This window comes from Sulfurimonas sp. (assembly GCF_034005705.1).
In the GTDB taxonomy this organism is placed as follows: Bacteria; Campylobacterota; Campylobacteria; order Campylobacterales; family Sulfurimonadaceae; genus Sulfurimonas.
Genome location: NZ_JAVEUF010000016.1, coordinates 23,940 through 39,415 on the forward strand (window position 1 = coordinate 23,940; position 15,476 = coordinate 39,415).

Annotated in this window: 19 protein-coding genes and 1 tRNA gene; 1 reads left to right on the forward strand and 19 read right to left on the reverse strand. The window is 35.3% G+C overall.

All coding sequences use genetic code 11. The annotated features are described in order from the left end of the window. Positions 1–107: 107 nt before the first annotated feature. Complete coding sequence (locus RBR61_RS08325) at positions 108–2,210, reverse strand: flagellar biosynthesis protein FlgL (RefSeq protein ID WP_320343515.1); 2,103 nt, start codon at positions 2,208–2,210, stop codon at positions 108–110. A 143-nt stretch (positions 2,211–2,353) separates the two neighbouring features. On the opposite strand from RBR61_RS08325, the gene RBR61_RS08330 reads away from it, so the two are divergent. Then, positions 2,354–2,437, forward strand: a tRNA-Leu gene (locus RBR61_RS08330). On the opposite strand, the gene pglE is transcribed toward RBR61_RS08330, so the two are convergent. The 18 genes from pglE to RBR61_RS08420 all read right to left on the reverse strand — a co-directional run. After that, positions 2,416–3,540, reverse strand: coding sequence for a UDP-N-acetylbacillosamine transaminase (gene pglE, locus RBR61_RS08335; RefSeq protein WP_320343517.1), 1,125 nt, complete (start codon positions 3,538–3,540; stop codon positions 2,416–2,418). The two genes, RBR61_RS08330 and pglE, sit on opposite strands and share 22 nt — an antisense overlap. Continuing rightward, on the reverse strand, positions 3,533–3,940 hold the full coding sequence (locus RBR61_RS08340; protein ID WP_320343519.1) for an acyltransferase: 408 nt from the start codon (positions 3,938–3,940) through the stop codon (positions 3,533–3,535). Before RBR61_RS08340 ends, pglE begins: the two co-directional genes overlap by 8 nt. Continuing rightward, positions 3,937–4,533 carry an undecaprenyl phosphate N,N'-diacetylbacillosamine 1-phosphate transferase gene (pglC, locus tag RBR61_RS08345; protein WP_320343520.1) on the reverse strand — a complete coding sequence of 199 codons (597 nt, stop codon included), beginning with the start codon at positions 4,531–4,533 and terminating at the stop codon, positions 3,937–3,939. The genes RBR61_RS08340 and pglC overlap by 4 nt, the downstream gene beginning before the upstream one ends. After that, a complete protein-coding gene (locus RBR61_RS08350) occupies positions 4,526–5,737 on the reverse strand; it encodes a glycosyltransferase family 4 protein (RefSeq protein WP_320343522.1) in 1,212 nt (403 codons plus the stop codon). The genes pglC and RBR61_RS08350 overlap by 8 nt, the downstream gene beginning before the upstream one ends. Before the next feature lies 1 nt (position 5,738). Beyond that, positions 5,739–6,827: a UDP-N-acetylglucosamine 2-epimerase (non-hydrolyzing) gene (gene wecB / locus RBR61_RS08355; RefSeq protein ID WP_320343524.1), complete on the reverse strand. Its 1,089-nt coding sequence runs from the start codon at positions 6,825–6,827 to the stop codon at positions 5,739–5,741. A 7-nt stretch (positions 6,828–6,834) separates the two neighbouring features. Then, entirely contained in the window at positions 6,835–7,089 is a 255-nt protein-coding gene (locus RBR61_RS08360) for a Txe/YoeB family addiction module toxin (protein ID WP_320343525.1), read from the reverse strand. Next, positions 7,080–7,337, reverse strand: coding sequence for a type II toxin-antitoxin system prevent-host-death family antitoxin (locus RBR61_RS08365; protein WP_320343526.1), 258 nt, complete (start codon positions 7,335–7,337; stop codon positions 7,080–7,082). The genes RBR61_RS08360 and RBR61_RS08365 overlap by 10 nt, the downstream gene beginning before the upstream one ends. A 120-nt stretch (positions 7,338–7,457) precedes the next feature. Next, positions 7,458–8,558 (reverse strand): glycosyltransferase, encoded by a 1,101-nt coding sequence (locus RBR61_RS08370; protein ID WP_320343527.1) that lies wholly within the window; start codon positions 8,556–8,558, stop codon positions 7,458–7,460. Beyond that, complete coding sequence (locus RBR61_RS08375) at positions 8,555–9,631, reverse strand: glycosyltransferase (protein ID WP_320343541.1); 1,077 nt, start codon at positions 9,629–9,631, stop codon at positions 8,555–8,557. Before RBR61_RS08375 ends, RBR61_RS08370 begins: the two co-directional genes overlap by 4 nt. 5 nt (positions 9,632–9,636) lie before the next feature. Next, positions 9,637–10,797 (reverse strand): glycosyltransferase, encoded by a 1,161-nt coding sequence (locus RBR61_RS08380; protein WP_320343529.1) that lies wholly within the window; start codon positions 10,795–10,797, stop codon positions 9,637–9,639. Next, positions 10,794–12,053 (reverse strand): oligosaccharide flippase family protein, encoded by a 1,260-nt coding sequence (locus tag RBR61_RS08385; protein ID WP_320343530.1) that lies wholly within the window; start codon positions 12,051–12,053, stop codon positions 10,794–10,796. The genes RBR61_RS08380 and RBR61_RS08385 overlap by 4 nt, the downstream gene beginning before the upstream one ends. Continuing rightward, positions 12,054–12,941 (reverse strand): ORF6N domain-containing protein, encoded by an 888-nt coding sequence (locus tag RBR61_RS08390; protein WP_320343531.1) that lies wholly within the window; start codon positions 12,939–12,941, stop codon positions 12,054–12,056. It abuts the gene before it with no gap. A 160-nt stretch (positions 12,942–13,101) separates the two neighbouring features. Next, positions 13,102–13,227, reverse strand: coding sequence for a hypothetical protein (locus RBR61_RS08395; protein ID WP_320343533.1), 126 nt, complete (start codon positions 13,225–13,227; stop codon positions 13,102–13,104). Positions 13,228–13,314: 87 nt separating this feature from the next. Continuing rightward, entirely contained in the window at positions 13,315–13,479 is a 165-nt protein-coding gene (locus RBR61_RS08400) for a nucleotidyltransferase domain-containing protein (RefSeq protein ID WP_320343534.1), read from the reverse strand. A 30-nt stretch (positions 13,480–13,509) separates the two neighbouring features. After that, positions 13,510–14,103 (reverse strand): acyltransferase, encoded by a 594-nt coding sequence (locus RBR61_RS08405; RefSeq protein ID WP_320343535.1) that lies wholly within the window; start codon positions 14,101–14,103, stop codon positions 13,510–13,512. 9 nt (positions 14,104–14,112) lie between these two features. Next, a complete protein-coding gene (locus tag RBR61_RS08410) occupies positions 14,113–14,469 on the reverse strand; it encodes a type II toxin-antitoxin system VapC family toxin (protein ID WP_320343536.1) in 357 nt (118 codons plus the stop codon). Continuing rightward, positions 14,466–14,753: a hypothetical protein gene (locus RBR61_RS08415; protein WP_320343538.1), complete on the reverse strand. Its 288-nt coding sequence runs from the start codon at positions 14,751–14,753 to the stop codon at positions 14,466–14,468. Before RBR61_RS08415 ends, RBR61_RS08410 begins: the two co-directional genes overlap by 4 nt. A gap of 60 nt (positions 14,754–14,813) precedes the next feature. Further along, on the reverse strand, positions 14,814–15,476 hold a 663-nt coding region (locus tag RBR61_RS08420; protein WP_320343539.1), incomplete at its 5' end, for a Gfo/Idh/MocA family oxidoreductase.

Below are 15,476 nucleotides of genomic sequence, written 5' to 3' on the forward strand. Positions count from 1 at the left end.
AAAAAATTAAATATTATAGATATACCCTCGGGAGGAAGTTCTCCCTGGAGCGTAATAATGATGAAGTATAACAAAAAATGCTTTATAAAGGATTTTAGAGCCTGTAATTATAGATAATTAACAAGGCTAAGCTTCGATACTTTTGCCGCAGTTGAGAGCAGAGCCTCATAATTAGTGTTTAATCTTGCCAGGTTCAATGAAGCTTCAGCCATATCCGTATCTACAACGGTTGATCTTAAGCTCATAGCACTGATCTCCAAAAGACCTGTTCTCTGCAGTGATGTGTCAAGAGCATTTGTCTGCACACCGACCTGAGAGTGTGCTCTGTAGACGTGGTCCTGAAGGTCATCCATCATGGCAATTGCGTTTCCTATTCCCACATTTCTAATATCCCCTGAGCTGCTGTCAGGATAGAGTTGATAGTTTTCAACAGCGCTGATCATCTCATCCATTGTCTTGAAGAAGTCCGTTTTTGGGTCACGTACAGTTATAGCATTGTTCGTATTGAACGTCATTACCGAGGCATCTGCACCTACTGTAAAATCACTGCTGTTCGCGTCATAGATGGCAAGTGTAGCTTGAGTATTGCCCGTGCCTATCTCTTCAAACTGTATCTTGCCGTCATGACTTAAAAAAGTTCTTCCCATAAGATCCGCAGTCCCGATCGCTGCGTCATACTCTGCATCAGTCCCAGGAATGCCTGCCGGAAGGTTTCCAGTTGTTAGCATATTAACAACATCCGTAAACTGCTTGTATGTCATATCATCGCCGTCTACGGCTGCTCTTGGAGTCCCCATATCATAAATATTGTAGGTATTTCCGCCAACCGTAAAGGTCGAACCTGCTGCGCTTAGATCTATCTGTGCACTGTAAGCAATGCCGTTTATATCTGTTCCTTCAACGACGAACGAAGTTCCGTTAAGAGTACCCGCAACTCCCTGTGAGATATCTGCAACATCCGAGAGCTTTGTCAAAGCAGTTGCAAATGCATTAGTCTCTCTTACGATCTGAGGGGATGCAGAGGAGAGCTTTGCACCGTCTTTGCTAAACTCTGCTCTGTCATATATAGTCCCCTCTATAAGATTTGTAGCTGCAACACCATCGGCAGATGAGAGTGACGACTTTATAAACTCTCTAACATGAAGATCAGGATTGATAGCAGTAGACGTTCCTAACATTATCCTGTCAAAGTTCGTCTCCCCTACTCCCAAGTCATCAATATTTGTAACATCAGCCGCCGCACCGCCGCTTAGATCAGTTGCAGCGACCATATGAAAATCTATTTTACTAGACCCCTTGATCTTATCTTCTACTATTATCTGCCCTTTTTCATTCATGCTGATGTTTACGACATCAACTTCAGGAGTGTTCCCATACAAAGCGCCGATCTCGTTTAGAAGGTCACCGATCTTCTCATCATCGCTCATTGCAATCTTCTCTTTAAAAGCGACACCGTCGCTTCTTGTTCCACTAACATAAAAAAAGTGTTTATCTACCCCGGTATCTATTACGTTGTCGCCATCACCCATAAGATCACGAATAGTGCTGCTGCTTGTAAGTGGAGAGCTAGTGCCTTTTATTGTAAAATCTGCAAAGTTAGGATATTTAGCACCTAAATTTGTTTGAACAACATTTGTCGACACTTGTCTTTGTACCAGTTTCTTCTCACCTAGAAAAAGTTCAGCACCGCTTATGTTGTACTGTTGAGACGTTTTAGAGCCGGTAAAAGCTTTTAACAGCCCTTCATTGCCCATATAAGTACCGTCATCAGCGATCGGTCTTACGTCAACAGCTGAACCTGAAAATAGATACTGACCGTTAATAGAGGTATTTGCCAGATTTTTAAAGTGCTCCTCTATTGATCTAAGCTCCTGTGCTATAGCATCAAGAGAAGTCTCGCTGTTTGTAGCGTTTGCGGCATTTAAAAGAAGCGTTCTCATTCGGATCATAGATGATTCAAATTCACCAAGCACGGCATCTGTTTGATTCGACATCTTAAGAGCACTCTCGGTACTGCTTTTTATCTGACCAAGAGTAGATATCTCGTTATCAAGTCTCATTGTCTCCGTAAATGTTCTGACATCGTCTTGAGCGTATTGAATTTTAAGTCCAGAAGCTATCTGTTTGTTCACATCAAAAAGAGCTTCGTTTAGTTGTCCGTTATTTTGACTATATATGCTCTTATAATACATACCGCTTGTAATTCTCACGCTGCACCTCCATCTTTTTTATGCCGACTTGTCCAAATATTTAAAATCTTAAGCAATACAAGTTCCATTTAGACTACATCGGCAAAAACTTGTTTACTTATAACTTATCTTTAAGTAATAACACACTATTATTTCGTCACTAAGCCGGCGTGGTGAAATGGTAGACACGACGGATTCAAAATCCGTTATCTTAGGATGTGGCGGTTCAAGTCCGCCCGCCGGTACCACAAATGTTTTCTTTAATGACATCACAGATCATCTTCACATCATCTTTCATCATAGTAGTACTGCTTGCAACACAAAGCCCTTTTTTAAACAGCTCTTCACTTGTTCTATCCACAAAACTTTTTGCATCTATAAAAAGAGGCTGCATGTGCATCGGCTTCCAAAGCGGTCTGCTCTCTACGTTTACCTCTTCCAGTGCCTTTATCACTCTGTTAAAGTCACTTTTTTCAAATGTCATAGCTGTAAGCCATCTATTGCCTCTACTATTTGGCAACTCCGGCATAAAAGTTATCTCTTTCACGTCACCTAAAAACTCTCTGTACCACTCAAAGATCTCTCTTTTTTTTGCAACTCTCTCTTCTATTACTTCCATCTGCCCAACACCGATTGCAGCCAACACATTGCTCATACGGTAATTGTACCCGTACTCTACATGTTCATAATGCACGAACGGCTCTTTTGCCTGGGTGCTATAAAACTTAGCTTTCTCTATCCACTCTTTGTTGTTTGAGACCAATATACCGCCACCCGAAGTTGTGAGTATTTTGTTTCCGTTAAAGGAGTAGATCCCAAAATCTCCAAAAGTCCCGGTATGCTTGCCGTTAAAAACAGCACCCAAACTCTCTGCCGCATCTTCTATAAGATAAACTCCGTGAAGAGCGCAAATATCAGCAATTTTTTCTATATCTGCGCACTGCCCGTAAAGATGAGTAACTATTAATGCTTTTGGTTTTTTATCACATTCGCAAAGATATTTATTTAGTAATTTTGGAGATAAATTCCAGCTCTCCTTGTCACTGTCTATAAATACAGGATTTGCCCCTTGATACAGTATGGCATTGACCGAACCTATAAAAGTAAAAGTTGAAGCAAGTACATCATCATCTTGCCCTATCCCTAGAACTCTAAGCGCCAAATGGATAGCAGCCGTGCCACTTGTTACCGCAAGAGCACTTTTTGCCCCCGTATAGTTTTTTATGCTCTCTTCAAACTTGTTTACATACTCGCCAAGCGGAGCTATATAGTTACTCTCAAAAACCTTTTCAATATACTTCAGCTCATTACCGCTCATATGCGGCTCACTTAAAAAAAATCGTTTATTCATTGAGCTCTCTTATTACTTTTGCGGGAACCCCAAAGGCTACAACATCATCAGGAATATCATCCGTTACCAGACTATGCGCTCCGACAATTGAATTCTTTCCTATCGTAACACCAGGCAAGATGGTAGAGTGGCTGCCGATCTTACAATTTTTTTTCAAAGTCACCTTCCCTTGCTTGTTGTCAATCGTTGATACTGAATATATTGAACAATGAGACCCAATCTGAACTTCATCTTCTATTGCTACGCCATACTTTGCGTTAATATAGCTAAAAGCACCTATATCCGTTGCAAAACCTAGTTCAAGTCCATCTTTATTTTGTACAACCCAATTGTATTTTGTAAGCTTACCCTCTTCTATTTTCGGATATTCCCAGTTCTCAAAACGCTTCTGATTTGTCATTTACTATTTCCTTTGAATTTTTCCATAGTAGCACTTGCAGATGAGCTAATATCTACTCTTTTGATAACATTTAAAAATGTTAGCCAAAGTATCTTTATGTCAAGCAAAAAAGATCGATTATCTACATACCACGTGTCTAATTCAAACTTTTGCTCCCATGAAATTGCATTTCGTCCATTTACTTGAGCCCAGCCTGTAATGCCCGGTTTTACATCATGCCTTCTTTTTTGTTCGTTATTGTACAACTCAAGATACTCAACAAGAAGAGGTCTGGGACCTACAAAACTCATATCACCCTTTAGCACATTGAAAAGCTGCGGAAGTTCATCTAAACTTGTACTTCTTATAAACTTTCCGATACCTGCAAGTCTTTGTTCATCAGGAAGCAACTCTCCGTTAATATCTTTCTCATTGGTCATTGTACGAAACTTATATATGCTAAATATCTTCTCTTGATATCCGGGCCTTTTTTGTCTAAAAAGTATCGGTGTTCCCATCTTCCACAAGATAAGTAAACTAACTATGATATAAATAGGTGAAAATAGTATGATTAAAAGTAATGCCAGCGTTCTGTCAAAAAGTGATTTAAGCATTAAATTTTTTTATCTCCTCTTTTAAAAGGTTTTCAAGTTTATTTGTTAATATTTCTATTGAATAATTTTCTTCAGCATAAGCTCTTATTTTTTCTCCAATTTTAATTCTCTCTTCCTCGGATAAAGAGTAAATTTCTAAAATTGTTTTTTCTAATTGCTCCACATCATCAGGTGCTATACTATATCCTGCGTTAGCATCTTTTATTGGATTATTCTTTGCATTTGTAGAAAATATTATAACTCTTCCGCTTGCCATATAGTCAAAAAGTTTATTTGAACTTATCCCATAGTTAAATGTTGGACTATCCTTCAAATTAAAATAAAGCACATCACTATTCTCTAGTATATTTGAAACTTCACTTTTTGGCACTGAGTTTTCTATACTTACATTTTGAAGGTTATTCTCTTTTGTAAATTTTCTAAGTTTTTCTTTCTCTGCTCCATCACCCAAGATCCTAAAATAGATATCTTTTTTGCCTTGCAGCTTTTTTGCAGCATCTAAAAAAATTTGAAGATTATTTGCAACTCCAATTGCCCCCGTGTAGCTTACTGTAAATTTTTCACTCCGCTCTTTTGGAGTATATTTTATATTTGATAAATCAACCCCGTTTGATATCCATATAAATTTTTCTCTCTCTGCAAATTGCCCTATATAATCATAAGCATATGGAAGATTAGAGATGATTTTATCTGCTTTTTTGTACAAATATCTCTCCAACCATCCAAGCAACAGTATAAATGGATGCCATTTCGATATACCCATATCTATAAGCGCTTGAGGCCAAAGATCTCTAACCTCCATTATAAATGGTGTTTTATATTTTTGAGCTAGTTTCATAGCAGCCCACACTGCAAAAAGATGAACTGAAGAGCCTATAACGATGTCTGGCTTTTTCAAACCTAGTTTCGGCATTATCTTAATAACTTTAAATGTGTAACTCAGCATATTTTTCACTCTGCCTATGCCGTTTCCAAAATAAGCAGGTGTTTTTATCCAGACAAAATCTATACCGTCTATGCTCTCTAAAAGATACTCTTTACCACCATACTCCCTCATCTCCTGATATTTTGAGTAGTGAAAACTTGAAGCTACTATGGTAACTTTGTGACCTCTCTTAATCAGCTCTTTTGCAAAATCATAGTGTCTGGTTCCTCCGCTCATCTCAGGAGTTAGGGCATGATGGTTAAATATCCAAATATTCAAACTAATATTCCAATAATTTTTTTATGATTTTTTCACTTGCTTTACCACCGCCGTATAAATCTAATTTTGAATTTTCAATATTGAATTTTGAATTATTTCTAAAAGCTTCTAAGATTTTTTCTTTATCTGCCCCCGCTAAAACATTTGCTCCGCACTCTACAAGCTCTACCCATTCCGTCTCATCTCTAAGCGTAATACACGGTTTTTCAAAAAAATAAGCCTCTTTTTGAAGTCCTCCGCTGTCCGTCATAACCAAAGAGCAGTTATCTATCAGCCACACCATTTCAAGATAACCTACTGGCTCTATAATCGTAAGATTTTCTATATTTTCCCTAAAGGGATTTCCTTCGGTCAATTTTAAATTTTCTAGTATCTTTTTTGTTCGTGGATGAAGCGGCAATATTACTTGTTTTTCTTCTGCTATCTCATTAAGTGCTTCAAATATACTTCTCAGCCTTGTTTCATCATCAGTATTTTCTGCTCTATGAATTGTGCAAAGGATGAAATTATCTTTTATATCTATATTTGGTTTAACTGCCAAACCTTTATAAAACAACGCTCCATCTTGCATAACATCGCCTGATTTTACTATCTTACAATCAAAATTTTTATAGCCTTCATTTTTAAGATTTTCTATAGCTGTATCTGTAGGGCAAAAAAGCATATCGCTTACTCTGTCTGTAAGTATTCTATTTACCTCTTCGGGCATCTTCATGTTAAAACTTCTAAGCCCTGCTTCTATGTGTGCAAGTTTTATATGAAGCTTTGAAGCAACAAGCGCACCTGCCAAAGTTGAGTTTGTATCGCCGTAAACCACAATCCAATCCGGTTTTTCCTTGAGTGCGACCTCTTCTATTTTTTCTATCATCTGCCCCGTCATGGCACCATGACTTTTTCCACCGATGCCTAAAAAATAGTCGGGTTTTGGAATCTGCATCTCCTCAAAAAAAATATCAGACATATTGGCATCATAATGCTGCCCCGTATGAACTATAACCTCTTTTATCTCTTTATGTTTTGCTATTTCACGGCTAACACTTCCAGCTTTTATAAACTGTGGTCTTGCGCCCAAAATAGTTAGTATTTTCATTATAATCTCAGTAATGGAATCTACAAGATGCTATGGCAATAGCGCCACCCGTAACTTCATAAACAAGCCTATGTTCATCTGTTATTCTTCGAGACCAAAACCCTGAAAGCTCATGTCTTAATGGTTCAGGCTTACCTATACCTTCAAACGGCTCTCTTTTTATATCTTTAATAAGGTTATTTATTTTTTTTACTACTTGCTTGTCTGCTTGTTGCCAATAAAGATAATCTTCCCATGCTTTATCACTAAAGATTAGTCGCATTCTATAAGCTCTCTTTGTGCAACCTGACCTTCTCTCAATTGTTTTATAGAATCCATAAGATGTTTAGCATTGTTTGGATTATTGAGGAGATAATTTGTCTCTTTCATAGAACTGTACTCATCAAAAGGTATCACTACAACATTTTCTCTACCTTTTCTATGGATGATAACTTCCTCATTATTTAAAAAAACAGCATCAAATATAGCTTTAAAATTGTTTCTAGCCTCTGTCATACTTACTACTTGCATATTAATCCTTACACTTTTTTGTACATTATAGCATACATTCAATCAACTTTAATTAAACTATTATATATTTCAAATAATTTCTTCTCTTCAACGCCCCAATTATACTTTTCTAGCACGGCTTTATAAAAGTTCTTTGTATATGCTCAACATTTGTTTGACATTGTCTTCCCAGTTATACAGCTTTTTTACTCTCTCTCTGCCATTATGTCCTATTTTTTTTCTCAAATCTTCATCTAAAATAAGTTTTTCTATAGCATCAGCTGTCTTTTGAGGATCTCTTCGCGGCACCACAAAACCACTTACCCCATTTTCGACAACCTCCGGAAGCCCTCCCACATTAGAAACAATTACAGGCTTCTCACATGCGGAAGCTTCAATGACTGCTACCCCAAAACTCTCACTTTCAGATACAGATACAGATACAGATACAGATAGCATATTATGATATTTAGGAACATCAACAAAAGGCACTTTTCCGGTAAAAATAGTTTTTTCTTCTAATCTCAGTTCTTTTATCAAATTTTTTAAACTATTTTCCAAGCTTCCTCCGCCAACTATTAAGAGCTTAAGAGGCAAATTTGGATATTTATCGCTTAGTATTTTAAAAGCCTTTATGAGATATTCTATTCCGTATTTATCTTCAAGTGTTTTAACGGTACCAACAACGATATCTTCTTTAGCAAATAAACTTTTAACTTCTATAGGTTTAAACTGCTCCATATCGATACCAAATGGAGTTACTACCACATTTTTATTTGTATAAAGCTTTGTCTCTTTCGCCATTACATTGGATGTTGAGAGTATTTTATCCGCCTTTTCAAGATTGAATTTGAGCATAGCTTTATGTAAAAAAGATTTATGCGGAAAACTAAACACATCACTCCCCCAAACAGAAAGTACAAAAGGATGAAATCCACTCAACGCACCAAGCAACCCATAACTGCTTGCATAGTGTGCGTGTACTATATCTGGCTGAAAACCATTGATAATTTTTTTTATAGTAGGTAAAGCTTTTAAATATTTTAGCTTTGCAAACGACCCCTCCATTCTAGTTATGCTCTGATTGAGAGTTTTGATTTTTATATTTGAAATGCCATTATAATCACTTACATGTAAGTCCCCAAATCCAAAAATAACTATCTCTATATGGTTTTTTGCTAAAGACTTTGCCCATTTTATGGTATGTGGTGAGTTTGGATTCGACAAAAGCAGAAGTTTCATACAATTAAATCCTTTTCAACTGTTTTTACTCTTGCTTCCCAAGAATGTTTTATTTTTAATAGCTGTATATTTTCTTGTTTTAATTTCGCTTCAGCGGGCTCTTCTAATAACTTTTTAAAAAGTTTTTCAAGAGCTTTTTCTTCATATTCTATAGTCCATCCGATACAGTTTTCTTCCACAAATTTTCCTGCCAATGTACCTTTTGAGGCAATGATGGGTTTTTCTTTTCCTATATACTCATATAGCTTTACAGGAGCGGCAAATTCCCGATATTCTTGCGGTTTTACAAAAAGCATAGCTATATCTACGTTTGCATATAACCCTTTTAACTCATCGCCGCTTTTGTGTACTATGGAGATATTTTCAGATAGTTCGTATTCACTTTTTGCATTTTGCCATTCGTTTTCTCTTGTACAAAGTGTAAAGTGTATTTTTGGAAACTTTTTGACTACAGCAAAAAGCTTGTGCATTTGATAGTGACTTCCTAATCCACCGATGTATAACAACTCAATTTTATCTGTAATATTTTTGGCAACAAAAGACTCATAATCATCGTGCCCTGGAGGAAGTGCTTTAAATTTATTTTGATTTACGATTGGAGTATATTTTGTCATTTGCATTGATGGAACATATACTATATCTACTAATTCATTATATTTTTTAAGATCATATTTGTAAAAAAATTTTGCAATATTTCTCTTCCAAAATGAAAGCTCTTGTCCATACTCTGAAAACAACCAATAAATATCTCTATAAAACAAACCTATTTTAATTCCATGTTTTTTACAAAATTTAAAAAATCCAAAATCCAAAAAAGGATATTTAGGTAGATGATTTTTTTCGGTTAAGAGCGTCGGTTGTGTGGATGATTCGGAATATAGAAAATCAAAAGTTTCACCATTTTGTATTCTTTTTTTGATATTGTTTATTTTTTTCTTTCTCTCTTTTGCGTATCCCGTTACCTGTGTTACTTCATAGCCTAACTTTTCAAATGCCTGTATCATTTTGAGCGGTCTAATGCCGCTGGCTGAAGATGCATCAACATCAAGAGGCAATGGATGATGAAAAATCATTTTTTTCACTGCTTTTTCCTATTGTAACTGTCAATTATATCATTATAAACCTCTTCCAGTTCGGCAACAACAGCTTCTTCACTAAACTTATCTTTTGTATATTGTGCAATATATTCACTATCATATGTATCTCTATTCTCATACAAATACTTCATTAAGTCTGCTAATGAATTCTCATCTATATCTGTAAGTAAACCCACTCGTTTATCCCGTACAATTGATTCAGGACCACCGCACTTTGTAGCTATGACGGGCAGTCCGCAACTCATAGCTTCTATTACGACTACACCAAATGTTTCGTATTTACTGGACAACACGAAAGCATCACTTTCTTGCAATAATGTTTTCACCTCTTCTCTGTTTGCTCTACCAAATAGTGTAATTTGCTCTTGCATTTGCAGTTCATCTATCAAGTTTTTTAGGGATTGTAATTCAGGACCATCTCCTACTATAGTAAGCCTTACATTTTTATCTTTGAAAACTTTTGCAAATGATTGTATTAACATCTTTTGATTTTTGTTTTCATCTAAAGAAGCAATATTAATAAATTTAAATCTATCATCTTCTGATTTTAATACTGGTGTAAAAAAATCAATATTGACTATATTTGGTATGTATTTGAACTTTAGATTAAATTTATTTTCAAGCAACTGCTTAAATTCGTTACTTACAGCTATATTAGTACTTGAATGACTAAAAACTTCTTTAGCAAGGTCTATTTGAGTCTCAGATAACAAACCTCTAGCAAATCCTGAAAAGTGTTCAGTAGTTACATAAGGAATATTATAATTTTCTTTAAGCCATAAAGCATACTTTCCTGCTGCAAACGAATGAACATGTACAATATCTGGTAATCCATTTTTTTCTACATATTTTTTAAATTTTCTTTTGAATAAGTAAAAGCTAATATGATCTCTTAAAGTATGTAGCTTAGGAATGGATGGGTACTCTATCGTGTATGTAGCAACTCCATTTTCTATAAAATCATTATTTTTAAATACTATTTTTTTATACTTTAGTATCTCTCGTACGCTATATTGACTTATGCTCAGCACAGATACATCATGTCCATATTTTGCTAATGCTTCTGCTTGTTCTTTAAAGAAAATACCACCTATCGAAGTAAAGCTATTTGGATACCAAGAGGGGATTATTAGGATTCTCAAGCTATTTCTTTTTTTGTAAAGTATAAAACCATAAGTATAAAAATAAAAAGCATACTACTCATGGATAAAACAATATAGTTAAGTACCACTAAAAAATCACTTTCTTTAAATACATATAAAATCCCCAGAGGTACAAGCATAAAAAAAACTGCAAATACCAACATTATATCGTGCTTATTTAATATAACAAATAACGTAGAAAGAGGCGATGTCAAAAAATTTAAAAAAAGCCATGGTGCCATAATTGAAGCCGCTTGTCCTGATAATTCCCAGTTTTCACCAAATGTAAATTTAAAAATATCAACTGCAAAGAAATACATTATTAAAAATATTGGAGCAGCCACCAAAGAAGCTTTGACTATAAACTTCATGACAATTCTATGCAAGTCTGTTCTTTTTGTGCTCGAAACTTTTTGAAAAAATACTTGAGACAAAGAACTGCCAACCAAAGACATTGGTGTTTGTACCATCTTCCACGCTAAAGTAAATTGTCCCAAAATAGATATTGTAAAAAATTTAGCTATTAATATACTTATTCCAGAAAGCCTCAATCCATCAATAATAGCATTAGGCAAATTATATTTTGGAAACTTAATAAACTTCCTAATCAAAGCAAATATTTTTAATTTTTTAATTTGCTCTACTTTGCTTCTGTCTTCCCTCAAAACCATTCTTCCCAAAATAGTCGCTGCCACACTCTGCCCCAAAATTTGCCCCAAAATCAGTCCGCTAGTGCCAAATCCACCAAAACCCATTCCCAGATTTGCCGTGGCAGTTGTGCCACTTTGCGTAATTCTGCTTAGAGCAAGTCTTTTATACTGTTTTTTTCTATTTGACCAATAATTAAAACTCTGATAAACACCTGTAAGCAAAACCGTAACAGGGATAAAATAGAGCCAGTTTGAAATTTCCGGATTTCCTAAAAGATTTGTGATTTGATAATTGAAAACAAATACGATAATGAGTGAAATAAAACTCACAAAAAAAGCTATACCTATAGAAAGAGCAACGATATTTACTGCATCCTCATCTTTTTTTGGAAGCATAATAGCCATTTCATATCGACCCGTTGCCACTACGGATAAGATGGAAGCCAAAGCCATATAAAGCGCAAACACCCCAAAATCTTCAGGTGTATATATACGAGTGAGTATCGGGCTTATGGCTATAGGTATAGCTTGCGCTATCGTCGTACCCGTCATGAGGGTGAGGACATTGCGGCTAAACTCTGAGTGTGGCTTTAGTCTGCGTAGCATTTAGTTTAACTTTTCTAATAATTCAAAAGAGTTAATATCCATCTTTGAAACTGCAAACCACTTTTTACCTAAATCTTTTAAGCTTGCTCCAAAGTGATATATCTCTTTTTCATCAATGATTAAAAATCTATCATGTGACAGTTCAAATTTGATAACCTCTATTTTTTGATATTGAGTATTATATTTTTCTATATCTAACTTAAGTTGTTTTGATATTACTTTTGTATATATCTTCATATCAACTTTTACATCTCTTTTAGTAAATAATACTAAAGTACTTTCATCTATGTAGTTATCTATAAGTTTTATAGATTTTTTAGCACTTTTTATGATATCGCTTACAAAAAGATATGCATCAAATATTTGTCCATCATAAAAGATATGCTGTTTTTGCGGTGTTCCTTTTTCTTCTATAGCATTTAAAATAGCATCTACTTTAGTGTCATTTCTTATTTCATAAGCTATTTGTCTTTTTTCTATAGTTTCTATTCTTGTAAAAAGTGAAGCATTATTTTGTAAAAACTTTCGCATATTTACAAAGCTTTTTATAATTTGAATACTTGTTTGAACAGCTGTTTGACTTTTCAAAACACTACTAAGCATAGAAACCCCTTGTTCGGTAAACACAAAAGGAAGTTTTCTTAACCCCATTATCTCTTTATTGGATGTCGCAATTTGCGATTTCCAATTTTCAAGTTCTTCTGAAGCCATTTGGAACATAAATTCTTGCGGAAACCTTTCTATATTTCTTTTTACTTGCTCATTTAATCTTCTAGTTTCAACTCCATATAAAATTGCCAAGTCTCTATCAACCATAACTTGCATACCTCTTATGGTGTAGATTTTATTTTCTATTGTTTGATTATCAATTAAAGTTAATTCATTCATATTGTTTTTTTCCTATAATATATTGAAAATCCTCAGGAGTGTATATGCGAGTGAGTATCGGGCTAATAGCTATAGGTATGGCTTGGGCTATCGTCGTACCCGTCATGAGAGTAAGTACATTACGGCTAAACTCTGAGCGGGGTTTTAGGCTGCGTAGCATTTAGTTTAACTTTTTTAGTGCCTGAAGTACAAAATCCAAATGTTTGTTATCCTCCATAAAGGCATCAACCAACTCCCTCTTCAATTTTGGTTCAATATTTCTATCAACTTTATCTATATCAAACATAGATAAAATCTTTTTTTATTCTATTTTTCACAAATGTTTTCATGCTATCAAAGTCACCTATATCAATATTTCTATTTAATTGTTCTTCTAAAAACTTTTTTTACTGTCTTTTAATATTGCAATATCAACATCACTTGTCTCTGTATCCAACCCTTTTGCAACACTTCCAAATACGGCAAATTCTTCTATGCCATACTCCTCTTTCAATATGGGTTTTAGTGCTTTTAGCTGATTGACAATCTGACAGTTCATTTGTAACTCTGCTTTAATCTAATTTCTATCTTATTGTAGCGAAATATCCACAAAAACTATGTTTTCATCTTCAAGCTTGTATCTGCTGCCGTCGTATTCGTCAACTGCAAAACCCTTTGTATCAAACTCAAGTCTATTTCCCGCGCGGCTTACCCAGCCTATCTGTTTTGCCGGAACTCCGACCATCAGTGCGTATGGCTTTACATCTCTGCTTATAACTGCTCCGCTGCCTACAAGCGCGTACTCTCCTATCGTCACACCGCATATTACCGTAGCATTTGCACCTATCGTGCAGCCGTATTTAAGAACTGTTTTTTTGAACTCATCTCGTCTTGCTATAAAAGCCCTCGGATTTATAACATTTGTAAAAACTACACTCGGTCCTATAAAAACTGCGTCCTCTATCTCAACACCCTCGTATATAGAGACGTTGTTCTGCACTTTAACGCCGTTACCTACTTTAACGTTTGGCCCAACTACGCAGTTTTGCCCAAAAGAGCAGCTGTTTCCGATGTTTGAACCGCTTAGGATGTGTGAAAAATGCCATATTTTTGTATTTTCGCCTATCTTGACAATATCATCAATATACGCGCTTTCGTGCGCGTAGTAGTGGCTTGTGTCCATCTCTTTGCCTTATAATTCAAATAACTGTAACTCTTCTATGTATTTAAAATCTTTTCTATTGTATGTCCATAACGGTAAACCATATATCATGCATGTAGCAGCAATGATAGAGTCATAGATACTCATACCATGAGAGAGGGTATGCTTTTCCATAAGAGAATCAGCTAAGTTTAAAATTGATTGGTCTGTATCTACAAACTTTATTTCTGATAGTATTCTGTTTATTTTTTTTAGTTCTCTTTTATTTAGAGCACCCGCTTTAAACTCTAGTCTTACGATAGAGCTAATGCAATAGTTTTGTTTAAGATCTAAAACTATTTTATCTTTAGAGAGATCTATCAATATGCAGGTGTCTAAAAATATCATTTTTTTCTTTCTCTTCTTAGATTATGAACATATGACGCGCTATCTTCTATATGACCGTAAGGCTTTACATCGCTTAAGTCTTCTCCATCATCTTCATATTCTACTTTATGAAGATGTTTCATAGGATCTTTTTTGACATAAACCAATTCATCATCTTGTCTTTGCATATCTAAAAACATTTTCAGAGCTTCGCCTACCAAATCATCCACAGCTTTTTTTTGCTGTTTTGCATACTGCTTAAATTTGTTTTCTATTTCAGGATTATCTATTTTTATAGCTAACATCTTAAAATCCTTTGATTAACTTATTGATTACTTAATATTATATCAAACTTTCTGCCTAGCTTAACCACTAATCACTTTTCCACAAAACTGGTGATATTCCCCGCTGAGTCCGACAGGAGCAAGTTTTCTTATCTCTGAGACGATCTCTATCGAGTTTCTAGCCTCTTTAAGGCCAAATCCGCCGCCGCTAAGTATATCCTCATAACTTTTTGTATGCAGATCGGTAAAACCTTCGCTAAATTCTATCTCTTCGCCCTCAATAGTTATACTTCTATAGGTTCTTTGCCCTCTCGCTTTTACATCTTCAGGAATATAGTCGTAATTTACGCTTAAAAACCATCTGACATTCGCATTTTTAAGCCTCATAAAGCCTGCGTTTGTATCTGCTTGTTTTATATGTACGAAACTCTCTTTTACTTCTCCGAATATCCATGAGAGCATATCAAAAAAGTGCACACCTATATTTGAAGCGATTCCGCCACTCTTTGCTTCATCACCCTTCCAGCTTGTAAAATACCATTTGCCTCTGCTCGTTATATAACTCAGGTCTATCTCGTAGATCTTGTTTGGATCTTGTTTTAACTCATCAGATACTTTTTTCTTCAAGGCAACAATAGAGTCGTGAAGCCTTAACTGAAGTATGGTATATACTTTTTTACCGCTATGGCTCTCCATCGCAAGCAGTTCGTCAATCTGCTTTGGGTCTAGCAGATCGGAAGAGCG

Excerpts from the sequence above, each read along its gene's own strand:
- pglE (WP_320343517.1), bottom strand. The coding sequence starts at position 3,540 with ATGAATAAACGATTTTTTTTAAGTGAGCCGCATATGAGCGGTAATGAG.
- RBR61_RS08340 (WP_320343519.1), bottom strand. The coding sequence starts at position 3,940 with ATGACAAATCAGAAGCGTTTTGAGAACTGGGAATATCCGAAAATAGAA.
- pglC (WP_320343520.1), bottom strand. The coding sequence starts at position 4,533 with ATGCTTAAATCACTTTTTGACAGAACGCTGGCATTACTTTTAATCATA.
- wecB (WP_320343524.1), bottom strand. The coding sequence starts at position 6,827 with ATGAAAATACTAACTATTTTGGGCGCAAGACCACAGTTTATAAAAGCT.
- RBR61_RS08360 (WP_320343525.1), bottom strand. The coding sequence starts at position 7,089 with ATGCGACTAATCTTTAGTGATAAAGCATGGGAAGATTATCTTTATTGG.
- RBR61_RS08365 (WP_320343526.1), bottom strand. The coding sequence starts at position 7,337 with ATGCAAGTAGTAAGTATGACAGAGGCTAGAAACAATTTTAAAGCTATA.
- RBR61_RS08370 (WP_320343527.1), bottom strand. The coding sequence starts at position 8,558 with ATGAAACTTCTGCTTTTGTCGAATCCAAACTCACCACATACCATAAAA.
- RBR61_RS08375 (WP_320343541.1), bottom strand. The coding sequence starts at position 9,631 with ATGATTTTTCATCATCCATTGCCTCTTGATGTTGATGCATCTTCAGCC.
- RBR61_RS08385 (WP_320343530.1), bottom strand. The coding sequence starts at position 12,053 with ATGCTACGCAGACTAAAGCCACACTCAGAGTTTAGCCGCAATGTCCTC.
- RBR61_RS08390 (WP_320343531.1), bottom strand. The coding sequence starts at position 12,941 with ATGAATGAATTAACTTTAATTGATAATCAAACAATAGAAAATAAAATC.
- RBR61_RS08395 (WP_320343533.1), bottom strand. The coding sequence starts at position 13,227 with ATGTTTGATATAGATAAAGTTGATAGAAATATTGAACCAAAATTGAAG.
- RBR61_RS08400 (WP_320343534.1), bottom strand. The coding sequence starts at position 13,479 with ATGAACTGTCAGATTGTCAATCAGCTAAAAGCACTAAAACCCATATTG.
- RBR61_RS08405 (WP_320343535.1), bottom strand. The coding sequence starts at position 14,103 with ATGGACACAAGCCACTACTACGCGCACGAAAGCGCGTATATTGATGAT.
- RBR61_RS08410 (WP_320343536.1), bottom strand. The coding sequence starts at position 14,469 with ATGATATTTTTAGACACCTGCATATTGATAGATCTCTCTAAAGATAAA.
- RBR61_RS08415 (WP_320343538.1), bottom strand. The coding sequence starts at position 14,753 with ATGTTAGCTATAAAAATAGATAATCCTGAAATAGAAAACAAATTTAAG.